Source organism: Solilutibacter tolerans, assembly GCF_900155935.1.
Taxonomy (GTDB): Bacteria; Pseudomonadota; Gammaproteobacteria; order Xanthomonadales; family Xanthomonadaceae; genus Solilutibacter; species Solilutibacter tolerans.
The window spans coordinates 22,548-41,370 of sequence record NZ_FTLW01000005.1 but is presented as its reverse complement, the minus strand read 5'-3'; the positions used below and the strand labels follow the sequence as shown (position 1 = coordinate 41,370).

Here is an 18,823-nt window from a genome sequence, read left to right as displayed (position 1 = left end):
CGCTCATGCTGAAACCCTAGCGTTGCCTTCGATGACAGCGACTACGGCTGCGTTTTCGGTGGGGGTACCGATGCTGATGCGCAAAGCATCATCCAACCCCTCATAAGCCCGCATGTCACGGACCACGATGCCTGCCTGCAACAACCGCGCAAGGATCGCCGCCGCATCATCGAAACGCACCAACAGGAAATTTCCCGATGACGGATATGCGCAGCGAACGCCATCCAACCCCGATAGCCTCTTGTGCAGGATTTTTCTCTCCTTGCGGACAACCGCAATACGATCGGCCAACTCGGACAAGGCCGTGGGCTGCAAAGCCTTGAGCACCATGCCAATGCAGGGCGCAGCCAGCGGGTACGGTGCCTGCACTCGCCTGAGTAGTGCAATGACGCTGGCCTGCGCCATCACGCAGCCGATGCGGGCACCTGCCAACGCGTGGGCCTTGGATAGCGTTCGCAGAACAACGATGTTGTCGTGCGCCCCAAGCAACCTACTAGCCGATGCGACATCCCCATATTCGCCGTAGGCCTCGTCGATCACCAGTAAAGAACGGCCAGCCAACCGGCGGGCCAGCTGCGATATCGCGCCCGGATCCAGCGTGGCACCTGTCGGGTTACCCGGGTTGCACAAGAACACCAAGCTGGCTTTCGCTTCCAAGGTATGCGTGGCCAATGCATCAAGATCGTGAATGAAACCGCGCGGCGTATCCAGCAACGGAACTTCGATGACCTGCGCGCCATGTAGCTTGGCACTGACCGCATACATGCCGAAGGTAGGCGGCGCGATCAGCACGCAGCCATCGCCCGGCTCGCAAAACGTGCGCACAAGCAAATCGATGCCTTCGTCACTGCCGCGGCCGGCCAACAGTTGCGTCGGCTCGACTTGGTAATGGGCGGCCAAACGCTTCAACAACTCGGCAGGCTGAGGCTCCGGGTAACGCTGGCTGGTGCCATCCGGGTCGGCCAGACTGGGCAATGCCGACTCATTGGCATTGAGCCATACGCTGCCCTCTTGGCGTGTCGATCGGGCCGAGACATAGCCGCGGAAATCGCGCAGGTCAGCGCGCAACAAGCGTTCTGCGGTCGTCATGCCAATGCGCCCAGTCGCAATTGCACTGCCAGCGCGTGGGCCTGCAAACCTTCTGCAGATGCCAACTCAACGGCACACGGACCCACGTTGCGTAAACCATCCCGAGTTGCAGTTTGTATGGTCAATGCCTTGGTGAAACTCGACACGCTCAGCCCGCTCCAGGCACGCGCCGCGCCACCCGTGGGCAACACATGGTTGCTGCCGGAGCAGTAATCCCCCAGTGATTCCGGGGTCCAGTCCCCCATGAAAACCGTGCCTGCCGAGGTGATCTTGTTCAACCAGACGCGCGGTTGCCGCAAAGCCAGAATCAAATGCTCGGGTGCGTAGCGATTGCTGATCTCGATGGCTTGCTCGATGTCGCGCACCTCCACAAGCAGCGAGGCATCCAATGCTGCCCGGGCGATGCTTGCGCGCGGCAAGGTGGTCAGCTGGCGATCAATGCATGACGCAACGCGTTCAAGCAGATCGGTTGAATCCGACAACAAGAAGACTTGCGAGTCGGGCCCGTGCTCGGCTTGTGACAACAGGTCGGCGGCGATGAAATCGGGATCGCCACCTGCATCGGCGATCACCAACACCTCGGACGGACCGGCAGGCATGTCGATGGCCGGCCCGTTGCTCAGCTGCGCGATTTGCCGCTTGGCTTCATCGACATAGGCATTGCCGGGACCGAAGAGTTTTTCGCAGCGTGGCACAGTGCCGGTGCCCAGGCCCATCGCCGCGATCGCTTGCGCCCCCCCTAGTTTGAACACCCGTACATTGGGCGCGAGGCGTGCGGCGAAAAGTACGGCGGGATCCGCCGTACCGTCCGCGCGCGGCGGCGTGCACAGGATGATTTCCTTGCATCCGGCCAAGGTCGCCGGGATCACCAGCATCATCGCCGTGGATGGCAAGGGGGCGCTGCCTGCAGGCACGTACAAACCCACCGGGCTGATCGGGCGTAACACGCGCTCGCAGCGCATGCCCGGGGCGGTATCGATCTCGTACGGCTGCGGCGCACCAGCCAAGTGAAAAGCCTTGATACGCGACGCGGCTTCGACAACGGCCTCACGTAGCGTGGTGGGCAGTGCCCACTCTGCATCGGCGAACTCCTGTTCGCTCACTTCCATCGCATCCAGCGTCACGCCATCCAGCAATCGCGTCCAACCACGCAGCGCAATGTCACCCTGCGCCGCGACATCCTTCACGATGCCGCGCACCGATTCACACACGGCCCCTGATGCGGCTTGGGTCGGGCGTTGCAAGACTGCGTCACGCGCAGCCTCGTCCATCACATCCCAGCACATCCTCTTCATGCCAGCATCCTTTCGACCGGCAACACCATCAAGCCACGTGCACCCGCGCGCTTGAGCTCTTCCATGCGTTGCCAGGTCACCGCACCGTGGCAAAGCGCCTGCAGCGCCAGTGTTTCGCCATCTTCAAGCGGATATTGCGTCGGCACCTCCGCATCGGGCAGCAAGCGCACTACCGCATCGACTTCATGGCGGGAGGCCTGAAACAACAGCAGCTTGCTGTCACGGATCCGCAGCACGCCATCAAGACGACGCACTAGCGTATCGGCCAAATCACGCAACACCGGCGGCAATGAATTTGATCTGCCAGCCAGGACAGCTTCGCTGTACAAAATGTCTTCGACCGGCTTCAACTGATTGGCGGAAAGCGTGGCACCACTGGACACCAGATCACAACCGGCATCCGCTTGGCCTAGCCTCGGCGCAATCTCCACCGATCCCGACAGCTCAACCACCTCCGCATCAACGCCGGCATCTGCCAACCATCGCGCCAATAAGCCGGGATAGCTGGTCGCAATGCGCTTTCCCTGCAATTGGCCCGCACCTTGCCATGTCCATGCCTGCGGAATAGCCAGACTCAAGCGACATCCACCAAAGCCCAGACCACGCAACTCGCTCGGCTGCACCTGCCCACACGTCGAAGACGCCCTTTCGTTGTACTCGGACAGCACGTTGCGCCCGACGATGCCAAGGTCACACAGGCCGCTCTCCAGCAAGCCCGGGATGTCGTCATCGCGCACCAGCAGCAAATCGATCGGTGCGGATTCGCCGTGACAGAAGAGGTGATCTGGGCTTTCACGCCATGTCAGCCCGCAACTGCCCAGCAATGCGCGGGCGGGCTGCGACAAGCGGCCGTTTTTCTGGATGGCGATGCGCAGTCGGTCGCGCACGGCGACCTGAGAGTTTGACGATGCCATGGTGGGTTCGGTTGGGGCGTTTATCGAGAAGGGATCAATGGCGCAGCTGGATCGACATCAGTGTTGATGTCGATGCAACCTGGCCGCTGCCTTCCGATAGCCGCCGCTACCGAGCTCAATGGTGCGGGCGACGCGCCCGACGGTGGTCACGCTCACGCCCGTGCGGTCGTGGATGTCGCGATAGGTCCCGCCCTGCAACAGCATGGGCACGACCTTCCAGCGATCACTCATGGACTCCAGCTCAGAGGGCGTGCACAAGTCCTCGAGGAACGCCCGCACATCCGCCGCGGTCTTCAAGCTGCACAAAGCCGTGGCCAAGGCATCGAGATCTGCACTGGCCTGCGGTTTGGACGGCGATTGAGGGCGCTGCTTCATGGGACAAATCGCAGGTTTATTTGATCAATGCGGATGAATGTATTAGCGCGTTATTACATTGATTTGAAAGCTTAAGGAAAGCTCGGCCCCGCGTCAAGCAGGGCCAAGGCTGGTGAAAATTGATTCAGGCGCTGCGGCTGGCCGCCAGCACCGCACCTGACTCCACCATGCGCACGGCTGCGGCAACATCATCGTCCAACGCGCGATCCCGCCCCATGAACGCCACGTGCTTGCGCACCTCAGCATGTGCGGCAGAAACGATCCTTCCAGGGTGGAAGCTATTGGCATCGACCAACTCACGGCGCATCCCATCGACCTCATCCAGGAATTGCGCGCGATTAGGTGCATCGGTCAGCGGCGCACCATTGACCTTGGTCGCAAATGCTTCGGCATCGGCATCACGCGCCAATGCCTTGGCGGCATTCAGCATGTCACGGCGGAAATCCAATGCCTGTGCGGCGGTGGCGAGCTCCAAGCCCAGCACCTTTGCCAAGTCCGCTGTCATCGCCAGCACGTGGCGCGCTTCATTCGCGCCCATCGACACGTGATCTTCGGCATTGGCACTGGTCGGGATCGAATACACAGATGTCGGCATTGCCCTCGACGCCAAGTCGTTGACGATCGCCGCCGCGGTGTATTGCACGATCATGTAGCCCGATTCAGTGCCGTCCTCGTTGCCGATCAAGAACGCAGGCAGGCCATCGTTGGTGGCAGGATCGACCAGTTTGTTGAGGCGACGCTCGCTGATCGAAGCAAGCACCGGAATGGCGGCTTTGACATAACTCATCGCAAGCGCGAGTGGCATGCCATGGAAATGACCAGCCGAGATCACCTGCTGCTCGACATGCTCAGCTTTGGCATACGGAAACACCAGCGGGTTGTCGGTGACGGCGTTGAGCTCGATGTCGAGCACGCGCGCGGCCTGCGCCACGGCGTCGCGCACCGCGCCATGCACCTGTGGCACACAACGCAAGGAATAGCTGTCTTGCGGCTGGTGCTTCTTGCCGCCGCGGAAAGGCTTGAATCGTTGGTAGAACTTCTCGCGTCCGTGGCGCTGGGTATCCGAGACCCAGTCCCAACTGATGTCGAAGCTTAGGTTCTTCGAATCTTCGCCCGCCCAGCTATCGGACTGCCAAGATTTGAAACGCGGCACCAAGTGGTATGGGATGTCGGACAGGGTCGACCCCGCGAGTAGGCGACGCAGGTTCTCTGCCGTCAGGATCTGCCCCGGGTGCGGACGCAATGCATGTACTTCAGGTGCAAATGCGCCCATACGTCCTGCAAATGCATCGATGGTCATTGCAGCAGCGAGATCAGCTGTATCCAGCAATTCTTCCAGGCGATGCAACGCCAGCACACCGGTCGCCAACATTTGTGCGGTGCCGTTATTCAGCGCCAAGCCTTCCTTATGACTGAGAGTGACGGGCTCAAGGCCAGCGCGAGACAAGGCCTCCCCACCCGGCATACGCTCGTCTTGGTAGAAGGCTTCACCGCCGCCGATCAGCACGATCGCCAGGTGCGACAGTGGTGCCAGATCGCCCGACGCCCCCACCGAGCCCAGTTGCGGAACCACCGGCACAATGCCGGCGTTGAGCATCGCGGCGAGCGCCTGCAGGGTTTCGACACGAATGCCCGAGTGCCCTCGCAACAGCGTGTTGATACGGATGCCCAGCATGGCGCGCACGACGTCCGGTGCAAAGGGCTCGCCCACGCACACCGCATGGGTGACGATCAAATTGCGCTGCAACTCTTCATGCAGCGACTCGCCAGCGTCCTGCCCATCACGCGCACGACGCCCACCCAAGAGCTTGTCGGCGTTGCTGCCGAAACCGGTGGAAACGCCATAGATCGGCTCTTCGCGCGCGACTTGCTCGGACAGGAACGCGGCGGCGCGCTCGACACGCTTCAACGCTTCGGTATCCAGCTCGACCTGCGCGCCGTTGGCGATCTTCACCAGTGCTGCGCGATCCAGGGAATGGCCATCAAGCAAGATGGTGTTGCTCATTGCACAGACTCTCCAAGTCGACCGACCAGCCAATCGGCGGCGACATCCATGGCCAACGTTTCCTGCTCGCCATTACGCAGGTCTTTCAGTGTCACCGTATCGGTTGCTCGCTCGCCTTCACCGCGCAAGGCAACGAAACGGATTCCCGCGCGGTCCGCGTACTGGAACTGCTTGGCGATCTTGCGGGCTTCCATCTGTGTTTCGACACGCAAGCCTCGTGCACGCAACGTTTGCGACAACGCCAAGGCATCAGCAAACCCCGCTTCGTCCAGCAAGGCAACCAGAACATCGACGCTACTGGTCGCGACATCGACCAAACCCGCTTCACGCAGCTGCCAGAACAGGCGCGTCAGACCGATCGAGATGCCGACACCCGGCAGCTTGGACTTGGTGTAGTGACTGGCCAGATCGTCGTAACGCCCACCTGAACAGATGGAACCGATCTGCGGATGCGCATCGAGCGTCGTCTCGTAGACGATACCGGTGTAGTAATCCAGACCACGCGCGATCGAGAGGTTGATTGCATAGCGCGATTCGGGGATACCCATCGCCTTCAACTGTTCAAGCGTGGCGACCAGTGCATCGCGACCTTCGTTGAAGAGGGGCGTGCCATCGCCCAAGGCAGCCAGCTGCGTCAGCGCATTGGCATGACTGGTCGAGCGCACGCGCGAGAATGCGAGTAGTTTGTCGGCGACGACATCGCTAAGACCAAACGCTTCGTCCATCAAGGTTTCGCGCACTGCCGCCTCACCACGCTTATCGAGCTTGTCGAGTTCGCGCAACACCAGCATCTGCTGTTCGCCTTCGATACCTTGCCCCTCGAAGAACCCACGCAACAATTTGCGATGGTTGAACTGGATGGTGAAGTCGCCGATCGCCAATCGCTCGAACACGGCGTTGATGACCGCAGGGATCTCGGCGTCATAGCGCGGGGACAACGCATCCTTGCCAATCACGTCGATATCGCATTGGTAAAACTCTCGAAAGCGGCCACGCTGGGCACGCTCGCCTCGATACACGCGCTGCATCTGATAGCGGCGAAATGGAAAAGCGAGATCATGCTCATGCTCGGCGACATAGCGCGCCAGCGGCACGGTCAAGTCGAAGCGCAAGGCCATTTCGGGCAAGCCCTCGCCGTTTTCGCGGGATTTCTCCAGCGCGCCGGTGGATTGTGCGAAGTAGACCTGGCGCTCGGTCTCGCCGCCGGTCTTGGTCAGCAAGACATCGGATAGCTCGAAGACGGGTGTTTCAACCGGCAGGAAGCCAAAAGACTCATAGGTGCTGCGGATGGTGTCCAGCATGCGCTGGAAGGCGATCTGCTCGCGCGGCAGCAACTCCATGACGCCGGGCGGGGTGCGGGGCTTGATCAAGACGGCCTCATGCGGGGGAATCAGCCCATCATTCTAGCGGGCCGCCCAACCCACTTGCCGCGCGGCCAGACGATTCCGTACAATGCCGAGCTCGGAATCGGGGTGTAGCTCAGTCTGGTAGAGCGCTACGTTCGGGACGTAGAGGTCGTAGGTTCGAATCCTGTCTCCCCGACCAACCGCAGAAACAAGGAATCCTGGGTCGCTTTTGCACCCGGGATTTTTTGTGCCTCCCGTTTTGTCGGGTAACGGCCGTCGATACCCCCCCAGTGCGCCCAAATCCACGCCATATCGGGATTCGATGGCCTAGCACTGGAAATTTTGTGTGAATCATCACATATTCACCTACAGCCAGACATCATGTATTCGTCCAAGAACGGACACCCAAACGACCACAGGGGGCCATGGGTGCGTAGGCAAGAGACTGCCACGTCAAAAATGACATCAGGCGGGATGCGACACGCAAGGGTGTTGCAGCCTAACGAGAAAGACTTCAGTGCACCCGTAGCTATCAATGAAGATGATGGCCACAGACGATTCTATCTCAGCGTTCCAGCTAAGTTCTTGATTTCATTGCTGGTTGCAGTCGCCTGGACGATGTTGAGCGTCTATTTGTCGGTGCCTTGGCTGGATGAGCTATCGCAAGTCATCGGGCGCGGCTTTGCCGTCGCCCTGATCCTGTTCATCGCCTACGTACCGGGCTTCATGAACGCCTTCCTCATCTCCACCATACTGCTGGACAGGCGCCCCGCCCGTCAGCGCCCGGCCTCTTTCCCGCCCGTCAGCATCTTGGTCGCCTGTTACAACGAGGCAAACAACATCGCCGACACGTTGACCAGCCTTTCCCGGCAGGACTACCCCGGCGACTATGAAGTATTGCTATTGAACGATGGCTCCACTGACGACACCGTCGCCATCGCCAAAGACACCATCGCGAATCTCAGCAATCACAATCCACGAGCCCGATTCAAGATCGTTGACTATCCACAGAACGCTGGCAAGGCTGCGGTGCTGAACCGTGGCCTCGACCTCGCGTCGCACGACCTGGTGGTTACTGTCGATGGCGATAGCTGGCTGTACCTCACGGCGTTGCGGCGAATCGTCGAGCGCAAGCTGAGCGACCCCCCCAACACTCTGGCGGTCGCAGGCGCGGTGCTGGTGCGTAACTCCCGCACTAATTGGATTACCCGCGTGCAGGAGTGGGACTATTTTCATGGCATCGCCGCAGTCAAGCGCATGCAAAGCATGTATCACGGCACGCTTGTGGCCCAAGGCGCATTCTCTCTCTACGAGAAGCAAGCGCTGAAGGAGGTGGGCGGCTGGCCAGAATGCGTGGGCGAAGACATCGTGGTGTCATGGGCTTTGCTCGAGCGTGGCGCGCGCATTGGCTACGCCGAAGACGCGATGCTGTTCACCCATGTTCCCGAGAAGCTCAAACAATTCGCGTTGCAACGCAAGCGTTGGTCCCGCGGCTTGATGGAAGCTTTCAACCATCACTGGCGCCTGCTTTTCAAGCGTCGCATGACCACGTTGTTCATCTGGTGGAATCTGCTGTTCCTTCCGTTGGATCTGGTCTTCACCTTCGCCTTCATCCCCGGCATCGTGATGGCTCTGTTCGGCATTTACTACATCGTGGGGATCATGACGATCGCCGTGCTTCCGTTGGCCTTCTTCTGGAATGCGATCATCTACCGCGTACAGAAAAAGATGCTGACCAAGCAAGGGCTGCGCGTGCGAAGGAACCCGATCGGGCTGTTTTCATATGTCGTGATCTACAGTCTGGTGCTGCAGCCAGTCTGCGTCGGCGGATACATCGCCGAGCTCATCGGTCTACGCAAACACTGGGATACCAAATGAACCAACGCCCCACCCTTGTCCCCATCGTCCTTGCGCTTCTGCTTTTACCCCAGGCGGCATTGGCCCAACAGGCCGCCGGCTTCGACATATTCGTCTCCGACGATGCCGACGACTCTGAAGTCGTCAAGTTCGGTGCCAACTTCGATTTCAAGAACGAGTCGATGGAGAGCTATCAAGGCATCCGACTGGAGTCGGCCAGCTTTGCTCCCCTCGGGCAGCCCGCCAAAAAAGATGCCCGTGCCTACTATCGTTTCGCCGATGGTAATGAAGCGTGGAAGTGGAATGGCATGCTCGGCACCGATGGCCATACATGGCTGGGCAATGCGGCGATCCATAACGAAGCCCCCTTCCGGCAGGAATATTTCATCGAACGCGAGATCATCGAGACGCCCACAGGCCTCGACCAAGGATTGCATTACACCTTTGCCGGGGCGGCTTACGACCTGCCAATCAATGACCGCAACCTGATGACGGCCATGGTCGGCGTACAAGACTTCACCGGCGATAACTTGCGCCTGCATGCGCGGGCACGCTACATCCATGTACTCAAGCCTGATTGGGGCCTTAGCGCACAATTGCGCATGCGTTATTGGCACGACAGCCATCCCCGCGAATATGACTATTACGCGCCCGGCTGGTACGCAGAAGTCATACCGACCTTGCAACTCCGTCGTTATCGTGGCGGATGGCAGTATTTGGCCGTTGCAGGTTATGGGCGCAGCAAAGATGCGGTGTCAGATTGGCGGGCGGCGCGCTACCTTGAGCTGGGCATCACCAGTCCGGATCGCGGCAAGTGGTATTTCAAGGCCAACGCGGTTCATTCCAACACGCCGGTCGCAACCGGCTATACGTATCGTTATACGCAGTTCACGCTTTCGGCCTTGAGGCGCTTCTGATCACTCAAAATTCAATTGGCCGTGATCTGCGCTAGTCGCGCTTCGAGCACGTGCAAATGATCATCGCCCGTCCCTCCCGGTGAAACTCGCGCAGCAAGGCTTGTTGCCGGATCGCCTTCGGCCCACCGCTCGGGCTTAGCTGCTTCACAGTAAGCATCGCGAAATGGTAGGCCCTGTCGCGCCAAGTCGACCGCGAGGTCTGTCGCATACATTGAAGGCTCAATCGCGCTGCGCATGCGCTCTTGCTTCCATTCAAGCGCAGCGAGCAAGGCAGGCAACAAGCGCAATGCACCCAACCCACGCAGGAATCCGTGCACCAATCCGCCTTTGCCGAACTGCAGGTCGCGGTGATAGCCCGAAGGAAGTGACATCAATTGCTCGATCTCGACCTTCGCCGCGGCGACGCTGGCATAGGCGGCACGCATCAACTCGATGACATCTGGATTGCGCTTGTTGGGCATGATCGAGCTGCCCGTGGTGTATTGCGCCGGTAACGCAACAAATCCGAATTCAGCACTGGTGAAGAGGCTGAGGTCCCAGGCGATTCGACGCAGGTCCAGCATCGCACTGCCCAATGTTTCAAGGGCAGCCAACTCGAATTTCCCGCGCGAGAGTTGCGCATAGGGCGGTGAAACCTGCATCCGCGCGAATCCAAGTGCCGTCGTTGTGTGCTCACGGTCCAAAGGCAAGTTGACACCGTAACCGGCAGCAGTACCCAAGGGGTTAGCGTCCAGCCAATCGCGAGTAACGCGTGCGCGCTGTGCGTTGTCGATAAAAGCCTCGGCCCAGCCTGCCCACCACATGCCTGCACTGGATACGACGGCCCGTTGCAAATGCGTGTAGCCAGGCATCGGCACATCGCGTTCTACTCCCGCACGTGTCAGTGCGATGCGCGCGACGGCGGTGCATGACGATGTCACTTCGTCGAGCTGATCCTTCAACCATAGGCGCGTGGCAACCAGCACCTGATCGTTTCGACTGCGTCCGGTGTGAATCTTTTTGCCTGCATCCCCCAAGCGCTCGGTCAGGCGATCTTCGATAGCGGAATGCATGTCTTCCCAGCGTTCGTCCAGAACGAAGACACCACGCGCCAGGTCATCGGCTAATGCATCCAACTCACGAGCAATCCCGTCCAGCTCCTCTTGAGTGAGGATGCCAATGCGTTGCAGCCCTTCGGCATGTGCACGACTCGCGCGAATGTCATATGCAATGAATTCGCGATCCAGGATAACGTCATCGGCCGCGAGGAATGCCTGGATATCGGCATCGACGGCCACGCCTTGTTTCTGCCACAACAGCTTGCTCATGCCCTACCCTCCAACGGAATGCCTGCCAGTTCGTCGAAGCCAAAGGCAAGGTTGAGATTCTGCATCGCCTGTGTCGCCGCGCCCTTCAACAAGTTGTCCAATACGCTCACCACCACAAGCCTGCGGCCATCATCGGACAGCGTGAAACCGCCCACTTCGGCGTGATGTCGTCCGGCAATGCGCGAAGACCAAGGGGCATCATCCACCACCTCCACGAGCGGTTCGTCCGCGTAAAAGTGTCTGTAAACCTGCCTGACCTCATCCAGCATCATCGCCCTATCCAGATGCAGGTTGGCCGTGATCGACAAGCCACGGAAATGAGGTGCCACATGTGGCATGAACTCCACCGAGGCACAGTGGCGGCCGACTTCACGCTCGTGCAGATGGCCGGACAGCGCGTAGGGCATCAGATTGTCGCGAAGAAGTTCAGGATTGTTCTTGTCGCTGGGCGTGGTGCCTGCACCGGACCATCCTGAAACACCAAAGCACTGCACAGGCCCCGTCAAGGCCTCGTGCATGGGCGCGATGGCGAATTGCATGGCACTGGCATAGCAACCTGGATTGCTGATGTGACGATGCCCGGCATAACGGTTGCGGGTGAGCTCCGGCAGTCCGTAGTACCAACCATCGTCGAAACGATAATCAGCGGAGAGGTCCACGATCACCGGTGCATCGCCACGGGTGTCGATATTGCTGACACATGCCGCCGCCTTGCCGTTGGGCAACGCCAATACGTAGGCATCCACTACCTCATCGGCCAGGGCTTCATGCGAGATGTTGCGATAACGAAGACCATCATCGATGCCGGCGACGTGGTCGGCCACACGCTCACCATCACGCTCACGCGAGGACACGAATCCGAGCGTCATCTGCGGATGCGCGGCGATCAGTTTTATCAGTTCTTCGCCAACATAACCGCGTGCACCGACCAGGCCTATGCGCTTCATGCCGGGTCCTCGAGCGTGGCAGGGCGGGCCATGGCATCTTCGACGCAGATACGGATCGCGTCGAAATCTTCCAAGCCGAACCAGTACGCTTTCCAAGGTTGACGGCGGAAGCTGCCATCGGCCTCTGCGTCGTAAAAGGTATTGACCGGGTTGTAGCGGCGCGAGCGCCAGTAGAGGATCGGCGTTTCCGCGCGCATCAATTCCCACACCGCACGCCCAAGACCTTCGCCCTGTGCGTCATCAAGCACTGCAAATTTGTCGAGATAGGGCTGCGAGCCGTCATTTGTCACGATCACCGCAGCGCGGTAGTTCTCGCTGACGTAAGCGCGTAGCAACGTCGTTTTCTCGAAATAGTCCGGTAACAGCTTGCGACCAAACGCGGATTCGATCAGCCCCCGCAAGCGGGTCAGATCCAGTCCGTCCCACGACTCGACGCGCAGCACACGCTCGCCCCGGCGCACCAATGTGCCGGAGCCCTTATGCGTGAACAGCTCCTTCGCCAATTCACTTGGTCGAGTGATCGAAACGGATGAAGACAAGGGCACGCTATCGAGCAAGGCCTTGATCTGCTCCAGCTTGACCCGCATGCCACCATTGACCCACGACGCCTGCATCAGGCGTTCGTAATCGGTGGAAAGGTTGATCGAATCGATCACCTTGCCGCGTTCATCGAGCAAGCCCCCGGTCCCGGTGAGAAACACAATTTTGTCCGGCTGCAGCTCACGTACCAAGGCATTGGCGGCGTAATCAGCATTGATGTTGACGATCTGTCCGCCCGCGGTTTCGCCAAGGCTTGCAATCACTGGAATGGAGCCTGCCTGCAGGCTGGCACGGATCGGTGCCAACTCCACCCGCCCTACTTGGCCAACAAGGCCGAAGGTCGCTTCATTCATCAATTCCGCTTCGAACACGCCGGACACAATCGATGTTGCGCGTGCATCGCGTGCTTGCAAGGCCTCTACCAACGCAAGATTCTGCGCTTGCATCACCCTGCGTACGATGGCGAGCGTGTCACTGCGTGTCACTCGCAAACCGTCGACGGTTTGTTTCTCGATGCCCGCAGCCGCAATCGCTTCGTCCAATTGCGGCCCAGCACCATGAATGACGATAGGCGTAAGGCCAACATCCTGCAGAAACGCCAGTGAGGAAGTCAGCGCTTCCAAGTCGTCGCGCAACACCGCGCCACCAACTTTCACTACCGCGAAACGAGCAGCTTCCAGTTGCGAATAGCGCTTGAGGTATTGATTTATTTCTTTCGCTCCGCCCATGCTGGAGAGCAGGCGAACGATGGTTTGCCGCGTTTGCGGATCGTGGACTTGCAGGTTCATGGTGTGGATGTCGAAACGATGCGTTGAATGGAATCGGCGTAACGCTGCAGTTGCTCCAGCGCCACCCATTCGTCTGCGGTATGGGCTTGGGCGATGTCGCCGGGGCCGTAGACGATCGCGTTCATGCCGGCCTGTGAGAACAGCGATGCCTCGGTCCAGAAATCCACTGCGTTGCCGATGGGCAATTGCAGGGATTCAGCCAGAGCTTGGGCATCGCGTCGACGGTTCTCGGCATCACGCGCATCACCTGCAGGCAAGGACGGACCGCGGAAAGTTTCTTCGTAATCGGTGCCTTGCTCTGCAAAACCACGGAATTGCTCATGCAGTTCATTCATCGCCAATGAAGGCAGAGGACGAAAACCGAAGCGCACTTCCGCTTGGGGCGCGATTACATTCGCTTTGATCCCGCCTTCGACGCGCCCGATGTTGAAGCGCAGGCCTTTCAAGCCACCGAATTCCTGCGCGGCATGCGCTTCGACATGCTCCAGCGAGCGTACGCCCCAGCGCATCGCCTGATGCAAGGCACTGGCCTGCATCGCCTGTGGACCGGACGCATGACCGGCTGCACCGTGAAATTGCATGCGCACCGCGCTGATGCCGCGATGGGCCAGCACAGCCTCACAGCGCGTCGGCTCGGCCACCACGACATCTTTGAAGCCATGATCGCGTTGCAAGAACGCGGCAATACAACGCGGGTCGTTCGCTTCCTCGTCACTACTGAACAGCAGCGCCAGATCACCGGGGGTGGATTGCGCCACGGCCAGCAAGCCAGCCGCTGCGCCCTTGATGTCGCAGGCGCCAAGCCCAATGGCGCGGTCACCTTCGACGCGGAGCAGGTGCGGGTCCGCTGTCCATGCCGGCGAATCCGGCACGGTGTCCATGTGCACGTTGAACAGGACGCGCGGCTGTCCGCGCACGGCGAACAGCGACACTGCGCCGTCGCCGTGGTCCGTGACTTCCACCTGGAAATCCGACAGTTGCTCGTGCAGGTAACCGAACAGGCCGCCTTCCGCGGGGATCTGGCGCGGCGGGTTGCGCGTGTCGAACGACACCAAGGCCGCCAGATGCTTGAGGACGGCGTCCTGCATCAGCGTTCCGAGTTCACTTCGGCCCAGAGCGTGCTGCTCATGCCGAACAACTTGATGAAGCCTTCGGCCTCTTCCACGCCCCAGTCCGCCGACTGCGCATAGGTCGCGCCCTTGGCGTTGAGGATGTGCGGCGAGCGCACCGCCACGGCATCGACACGAGCGCCACTGGTTTCCAGCACCACCTCACCATTGACCTTGTGCTGACTGGACTTGAGGAAAGCCTCGATGTCGCTCTTGAGCGGGTCCTGGTAGAAGCCTTCATAGACCAGCTCAACCCACTTGCGTGCGATCTCAGGTTTGAAGCGGTTCTGCTGCTTGGTCAGCACGGCCTCTTCCAATGCGCGATGAGCCGTGAGCAGCGCGATCAAACCCGGCGCTTCGTACACGATGCGCCCCTTGAGGCCGATGGTGGTGTCGCCGGTGTACATCCCGCGACCGACACCGTACGCCGCAAACAGGCCATTGAGCTTGGCCAGCAACTTGTCGCCTGGCAGTGCCTCGCCATTGACGGCGACGGCTTCGCCTTCGATGAACTTGATCGTCACTTGCAGCGGCGCATCTGGCCATTCGCTACGCGGCTTGCACCAGCCACGAGCCTCGATGCCCGGTGCTTGCCAATGATCGATCTCGCCGCCGGACAGGGTCACGCCCAGCAGGTTTTCGTTGATGGTGTATTGCTGCTGCTTGGCGCGCACGCCGAAACCGCGCGCTTCCAGATATTGCTGTTCGTACGCGCGTGTCTGCGTGTGTTTCTTCTGGATTTCACGGATCGGCGCGACGATGCGGTAATCGCCACTCGCCTTCACCGCTAGGTCGAAGCGCACCTGGTCGTTGCCCATGCCGGTGCAACCATGCGCGATCGCGTTGGTACCCAGCGCATGCGCGCGTGCCAAGGCCGCATCGACGATGAGGTAACGATCCGACACCAGCAACGGATACTGGCCTTGATAGCCCTCGCCTGCCCACACGAACGGCTTGACGAAGCCTTCCCAGATCGCCGGGCCGCCATCGACGGTCACGTGCGAAGCCACGCCCAATTCGGCAGCGCGCGCCTCGATGAAGGCGCGCTCTTCTGCGTCCACGCCGCCGGTATCGGCAAACACGGTGTGCACGTTCCAGCCGCGTTCTTTCAGGTAAGGCACGCAAAAACTGGTATCCAATCCGCCGGAAAAGGCCAGGACGATGTCGCGGCTTTCACTCAAATTGCTCATTTTCTGTTCCTGGTTGTTCGATGTCGCGTCAGTCGTTCTGTCGGGCAAGTACGGCCATCACCGCCTTCTGCACGTGCAGGCGGTTCTCGGCCTCGTCGATGGCGATGCAGTTAGGCGAATCCATCACGCCGTCGGTCGCCTTCACATTGCGGCGTAGCGGCAAGCAATGCGAGAACACGCCGTTATTGGTCAGCCCCATCTTTTCTTCATCGACGATGAAGTGCTTGTACTGGTCGCGGATGGGCTTTTCCTTCTCCCAATTTCCAAAGTACGGCAACGCGCCCCAACTCTTGGCATAGACGACATCCGCATCGCGATAGGCGCTGGTGATGTCGTGACTGACGGCGAGTGAGCCGCCATTCTCGACGACGTTCTGCTTCGCCCAATCCATGTAGCGCTCGTCGAGGATGTAATCCTCGGTCGGGCATAGCAACGTCACGTCCATGCCCATGCGCGTCGCGATGGTGAGCGCGGAATTGGCGACGGCAGTATTCAGCGCCTTGGGGTGATAGGTCCAGGTGAGGACATACTTCTTGCCGCGCAGGTCTTCCGTGCCGAAGTGCTCCTGCAAGGCCAGCGCGTGCGCCAGCTCCTGGCAAGGATGGGTGATCGTTTCCATGTTGATCACCGGTACCGTCGAATGCTTGGCGAAGCCGTTCAGCACGCGATCCTGGCGATCAATCGACCAATCGATGAACTTCGGGAAGGCGCGCACGCCGATCAAGTCGACGTAGCGAGACAACACACGGGCCACTTCGGCGATGTGCTCCTCGGCCTCGCCATCCATCACCGTGCCGAGGTCGAATTCGATCGGCCAGGCATCCTTGCCCGGCTGCAGCACCACCGCGTGGCCACCCAACTGGAAGGTGCCCAGCTCGAAGCTGGTACGCGTGCGCAAGGACGAGTTGAAGAACACCAGGGCGACGCCCTTGCCCTTGAGCGCATCGCCGAACTTGTGCTCCTTGTAATACGCGGCATCGCGCAGCACCGAATCGAGCTCGGCACGGGTCCAGTCCTGGGTATTGAGGAAGTGCTTCATGGCAGTAATCAGCTGGAAAGTGGAAGGGCGAAAACGAAAAAACCCGGCACGGGGCCGGGTTTCAGGATGCTGCAGCAACGCAGACCGGACCGGCGATCAGTATTCGCACAGTCGGCGCGCACGCGATGTCATGCCCGCGGCCATCCAGGCGGCGGACTGATAAGCGAAGGCGGCGGAAGCGGTCAGGACTTGCATGAGGCGCGCATGGTCGCACGGGCGGGGCCCGTCCACAAGCATTGCATCAGCGGCGGCCGCGATTGCTGACCATGGGGGTAATGCCAATACGGATACGCACACGGCGGCCCGGGTCTTGTGCAAGGCGGGAGCGGTACTTGCTACCGCGATAGGTGTAGTCCACGTCATAACCGATAGTCTGGCGCAGTTCCTTCGGGACACGCACCTGTCGGCATTTACCCTGTTCGGTACAGCGACGCTCGACCACGCCCGTCGTGATCACCTGCTCCACCGGCTGCACGCGCAGGACTTCGGCATAGTCGTAACGCACCTGCTCCACGGGGACGAAGGTTTCTTCGCCCTGCTGCTGCACCAGCGGCGATGCGAGTGACATTGCCAAAGCCATCGAAAGCGGAAGGTTGACGGGCACGGGACTTCCGCGAAACAAGGGCCTGCAGTTTAGTCAGCGCCCCCAACGCCAAGCTGAACCGCGACTGCATGGGTCAGGCCCGTTAGAATTCACATCCCCACGAGGATTCGCATGAGCCTGCATCTCTACAACACCCTGACCCGCCGCCTGGAGCCTTTCCAGCCGCAAGACCCGGCCAGCCCGACGATGTATGTCTGCGGCCCCACGGTCTACAACTACGTGCATATCGGCAATGCGCGCGGGCCGGTGGTATTTGGTGTGCTGGCGGCCCTGTTGCGTCGGCGTTACGGCGGTTTGCGCTATGCACGCAACATCACCGACATCGACGACAAAATCAACGCGGCAGCCAAGGAAGCCGGCACGCCGATCTCCGCCATCACCGACCGCTTCGCCGCGGCTTATCGCGAAGACATGGCGATGCTGGGTGTGGATGGTGAGTTCGCCCCGGACATGGAACCCGCAGCGACCGATCACATCGCCGACATCATCGCGATGTGCGAGCGGCTGATTGCCGATGGCCATGCCTATGCGGCCGAGAACCACGTGCTGTTTTCGGTGGCGAGCTACACGGATTACGGCAAGCTCTCGCGCCGCGACCCCGAGGACATGCTGGCCGGCGCGCGCATCGACTTGGCCCCGTACAAGCGCGATCCGGGCGATTTCGTGCTGTGGAAGCCCTCGACCGACGACCTCCCAGGCTGGGATTCGCCCTGGGGCCGCGGCCGCCCCGGCTGGCATATCGAGTGCTCGGCGATGGCGGCGGCGCATCTGGGCGAGACCATCGACATCCATGCGGGCGGCATCGACCTGCAATTCCCGCACCATGAGAACGAGATCGCGCAGAGCGAGTGCGCACACGGCGGCAAGACCTTCGCGCGCGTCTGGATGCACAACGGCATGCTGAATTTCGGCGGTGCCAAGATGAGCAAGTCGCTCGGCAACATCGAGAAGGTGCACGACCTGGTGCGTGCGCATCCGCCCGAAGCGCTGCGCTATGCCCTGTTGTCCGCGCATTACCGCCAGCCGCTGGAGTGGAGCGACGGACTGATCGAGCAATCCATCCGCACCTTGGATCGTCTCTACGGAACCTTGCGTGATTTGGGCGATGTCGATGCGGAGGGGCGTATTCCCGCCGAGATCGAACACATCCTGGACGATGATCTGAACACACCGGCAGCTCTGGCCGAGATCGCACGCCTCGCCAGCGAAGCGCGCAAGGCTGAATCGACCGATGCCAAGCGCGAAGCGAAATCCGCGCTGCTCGGCGCCGGCAAGGTGCTGGGCCTGTTACAGCAAACGCCCGCCGAATGGTTCGCACGTGGTGCATCCTGTGATGACGACGCACGCATCCAGCAGCTGGTCGATGAACGCATCGCGGCCAAGCAGGCGCGCGATTTCGCCCGTGCTGATGCCATCCGCGACCAGCTGGCTGATGAGGGCATCGTGCTGGAAGACACGCCGCAGGGCGTGCGTTGGGTGAGGAAGGGTGTCTAGGCGATGC

At 60.5% G+C, this 18,823-nt stretch carries 16 protein-coding genes and 1 tRNA gene; 4 read left to right on the top strand and 13 right to left on the bottom strand.

Features of this window, described 5'->3' with window-relative positions:
• Nucleotides 1-3 precede the first annotated feature (3 nt).
• The 6 genes from hisC to hisS form a co-directional block, all read right to left on the bottom strand.
• Nucleotides 4-1,089: a histidinol-phosphate transaminase gene (hisC, locus tag BW989_RS10475; protein ID WP_076588067.1), complete on the bottom strand. Its 1,086-nt coding sequence runs from the start codon at nucleotides 1,087-1,089 to the stop codon at nucleotides 4-6.
• Entirely contained in the window at nucleotides 1,086-2,384 is a 1,299-nt protein-coding gene (hisD, locus tag BW989_RS10470) for a histidinol dehydrogenase (RefSeq protein WP_076588066.1), read from the bottom strand. The genes hisC and hisD overlap by 4 nt, the downstream gene beginning before the upstream one ends.
• Nucleotides 2,381-3,298 (bottom strand): ATP phosphoribosyltransferase, encoded by a 918-nt coding sequence (gene hisG / locus BW989_RS10465; RefSeq protein ID WP_076588064.1) that lies wholly within the window; start codon nucleotides 3,296-3,298, stop codon nucleotides 2,381-2,383. Before hisG ends, hisD begins: the two co-directional genes overlap by 4 nt.
• Nucleotides 3,299-3,355: 57 nt before the next feature.
• The gene (locus tag BW989_RS10460) at nucleotides 3,356-3,673 is read right to left on the bottom strand and encodes a YerC/YecD family TrpR-related protein (RefSeq protein WP_076588062.1); all 318 of its coding nucleotides are present in this window, start codon (nucleotides 3,671-3,673) and stop codon (nucleotides 3,356-3,358) included.
• A gap of 124 nt (nucleotides 3,674-3,797) precedes the next feature.
• On the bottom strand, nucleotides 3,798-5,678 hold the full coding sequence (locus BW989_RS10455; RefSeq protein ID WP_076588060.1) for an HAL/PAL/TAL family ammonia-lyase: 1,881 nt from the start codon (nucleotides 5,676-5,678) through the stop codon (nucleotides 3,798-3,800).
• On the bottom strand, nucleotides 5,675-7,018 hold the full coding sequence (hisS, locus tag BW989_RS10450; RefSeq protein WP_425476662.1) for a histidine--tRNA ligase: 1,344 nt from the start codon (nucleotides 7,016-7,018) through the stop codon (nucleotides 5,675-5,677). The genes BW989_RS10455 and hisS overlap by 4 nt, the downstream gene beginning before the upstream one ends.
• A gap of 128 nt (nucleotides 7,019-7,146) precedes the next feature.
• Between hisS and BW989_RS10445 the strand changes: the two genes are divergently transcribed.
• The 3 genes from BW989_RS10445 to BW989_RS10435 all read left to right on the top strand — a co-directional run bounded on the left by BW989_RS10445 (nucleotide 7,147) and on the right by BW989_RS10435 (nucleotide 9,798).
• Nucleotides 7,147-7,223 (top strand) — tRNA-Pro (locus BW989_RS10445).
• 419 nt (nucleotides 7,224-7,642) lie between these two features.
• Nucleotides 7,643-8,902 (top strand): glycosyltransferase family 2 protein, encoded by a 1,260-nt coding sequence (locus BW989_RS10440; protein WP_242651428.1) that lies wholly within the window; start codon nucleotides 7,643-7,645, stop codon nucleotides 8,900-8,902.
• Nucleotides 8,899-9,798 (top strand): hypothetical protein, encoded by a 900-nt coding sequence (locus tag BW989_RS10435; protein ID WP_076588057.1) that lies wholly within the window; start codon nucleotides 8,899-8,901, stop codon nucleotides 9,796-9,798. The genes BW989_RS10440 and BW989_RS10435 overlap by 4 nt, the downstream gene beginning before the upstream one ends.
• Before the next feature lie 11 nt (nucleotides 9,799-9,809).
• Here BW989_RS10435 and argH read toward each other — a convergent pair whose 3' ends face one another.
• From argH to BW989_RS10400, 7 genes are all read right to left on the bottom strand, one after another.
• A complete protein-coding gene (gene argH, locus BW989_RS10430; RefSeq protein ID WP_076588055.1) occupies nucleotides 9,810-11,105 on the bottom strand; it encodes an argininosuccinate lyase in 1,296 nt (431 codons plus the stop codon).
• A complete protein-coding gene (gene argC / locus BW989_RS10425; RefSeq protein WP_076588054.1) occupies nucleotides 11,102-12,052 on the bottom strand; it encodes an N-acetyl-gamma-glutamyl-phosphate reductase in 951 nt (316 codons plus the stop codon). The genes argH and argC overlap by 4 nt, the downstream gene beginning before the upstream one ends.
• Entirely contained in the window at nucleotides 12,049-13,380 is a 1,332-nt protein-coding gene (locus BW989_RS10420; RefSeq protein ID WP_076588052.1) for an acetylglutamate kinase, read from the bottom strand. Before BW989_RS10420 ends, argC begins: the two co-directional genes overlap by 4 nt.
• Entirely contained in the window at nucleotides 13,377-14,468 is a 1,092-nt protein-coding gene (locus tag BW989_RS10415) for an acetylornithine deacetylase (protein ID WP_076588050.1), read from the bottom strand. The genes BW989_RS10420 and BW989_RS10415 overlap by 4 nt, the downstream gene beginning before the upstream one ends.
• Nucleotides 14,468-15,679, bottom strand: coding sequence for an argininosuccinate synthase (locus BW989_RS10410; RefSeq protein ID WP_076588048.1), 1,212 nt, complete (start codon nucleotides 15,677-15,679; stop codon nucleotides 14,468-14,470). Before BW989_RS10410 ends, BW989_RS10415 begins: the two co-directional genes overlap by 1 nt.
• Before the next feature lie 28 nt (nucleotides 15,680-15,707).
• A complete protein-coding gene (locus tag BW989_RS10405; RefSeq protein WP_076588046.1) occupies nucleotides 15,708-16,718 on the bottom strand; it encodes an N-acetylornithine carbamoyltransferase in 1,011 nt (336 codons plus the stop codon).
• Nucleotides 16,719-16,959: 241 nt separating this feature from the next.
• Nucleotides 16,960-17,322, bottom strand: coding sequence for a hypothetical protein (locus BW989_RS10400; protein ID WP_129582905.1), 363 nt, complete (start codon nucleotides 17,320-17,322; stop codon nucleotides 16,960-16,962).
• A gap of 111 nt (nucleotides 17,323-17,433) precedes the next feature.
• On the opposite strand from BW989_RS10400, the gene cysS reads away from it, so the two are divergent.
• On the top strand, nucleotides 17,434-18,816 hold the full coding sequence (gene cysS, locus BW989_RS10395; RefSeq protein ID WP_076588042.1) for a cysteine--tRNA ligase: 1,383 nt from the start codon (nucleotides 17,434-17,436) through the stop codon (nucleotides 18,814-18,816).
• Nucleotides 18,817-18,823: the final 7 nt, after the last annotated feature.

Bases quoted from the DNA above. Each gene is read 5' to 3' on its own strand.
- hisC (WP_076588067.1), bottom strand. From the start codon at position 1,089: ATGACGACCGCAGAACGCTTGTTGCGCGCTGACCTGCGCGATTTCCGC.
- hisD (WP_076588066.1), bottom strand. From the start codon at position 2,384: ATGAAGAGGATGTGCTGGGATGTGATGGACGAGGCTGCGCGTGACGCA.
- hisG (WP_076588064.1), bottom strand. From the start codon at position 3,298: ATGGCATCGTCAAACTCTCAGGTCGCCGTGCGCGACCGACTGCGCATC.
- BW989_RS10460 (WP_076588062.1), bottom strand. From the start codon at position 3,673: ATGAAGCAGCGCCCTCAATCGCCGTCCAAACCGCAGGCCAGTGCAGAT.
- BW989_RS10455 (WP_076588060.1), bottom strand. From the start codon at position 5,678: ATGAGCAACACCATCTTGCTTGATGGCCATTCCCTGGATCGCGCAGCA.
- hisS (WP_425476662.1), bottom strand. From the start codon at position 7,018: ATGGAGTTGCTGCCGCGCGAGCAGATCGCCTTCCAGCGCATGCTGGAC.
- BW989_RS10440 (WP_242651428.1), top strand. From the start codon at position 7,643: ATGTTGAGCGTCTATTTGTCGGTGCCTTGGCTGGATGAGCTATCGCAA.
- BW989_RS10435 (WP_076588057.1), top strand. From the start codon at position 8,899: ATGAACCAACGCCCCACCCTTGTCCCCATCGTCCTTGCGCTTCTGCTT.
- argH (WP_076588055.1), bottom strand. From the start codon at position 11,105: ATGAGCAAGCTGTTGTGGCAGAAACAAGGCGTGGCCGTCGATGCCGAT.
- argC (WP_076588054.1), bottom strand. From the start codon at position 12,052: ATGAAGCGCATAGGCCTGGTCGGTGCACGCGGTTATGTTGGCGAAGAA.
- BW989_RS10420 (WP_076588052.1), bottom strand. From the start codon at position 13,380: ATGAACCTGCAAGTCCACGATCCGCAAACGCGGCAAACCATCGTTCGC.
- BW989_RS10415 (WP_076588050.1), bottom strand. From the start codon at position 14,468: ATGCAGGACGCCGTCCTCAAGCATCTGGCGGCCTTGGTGTCGTTCGAC.
- BW989_RS10410 (WP_076588048.1), bottom strand. From the start codon at position 15,679: ATGAGCAATTTGAGTGAAAGCCGCGACATCGTCCTGGCCTTTTCCGGC.
- BW989_RS10405 (WP_076588046.1), bottom strand. From the start codon at position 16,718: ATGAAGCACTTCCTCAATACCCAGGACTGGACCCGTGCCGAGCTCGAT.
- cysS (WP_076588042.1), top strand. From the start codon at position 17,434: ATGAGCCTGCATCTCTACAACACCCTGACCCGCCGCCTGGAGCCTTTC.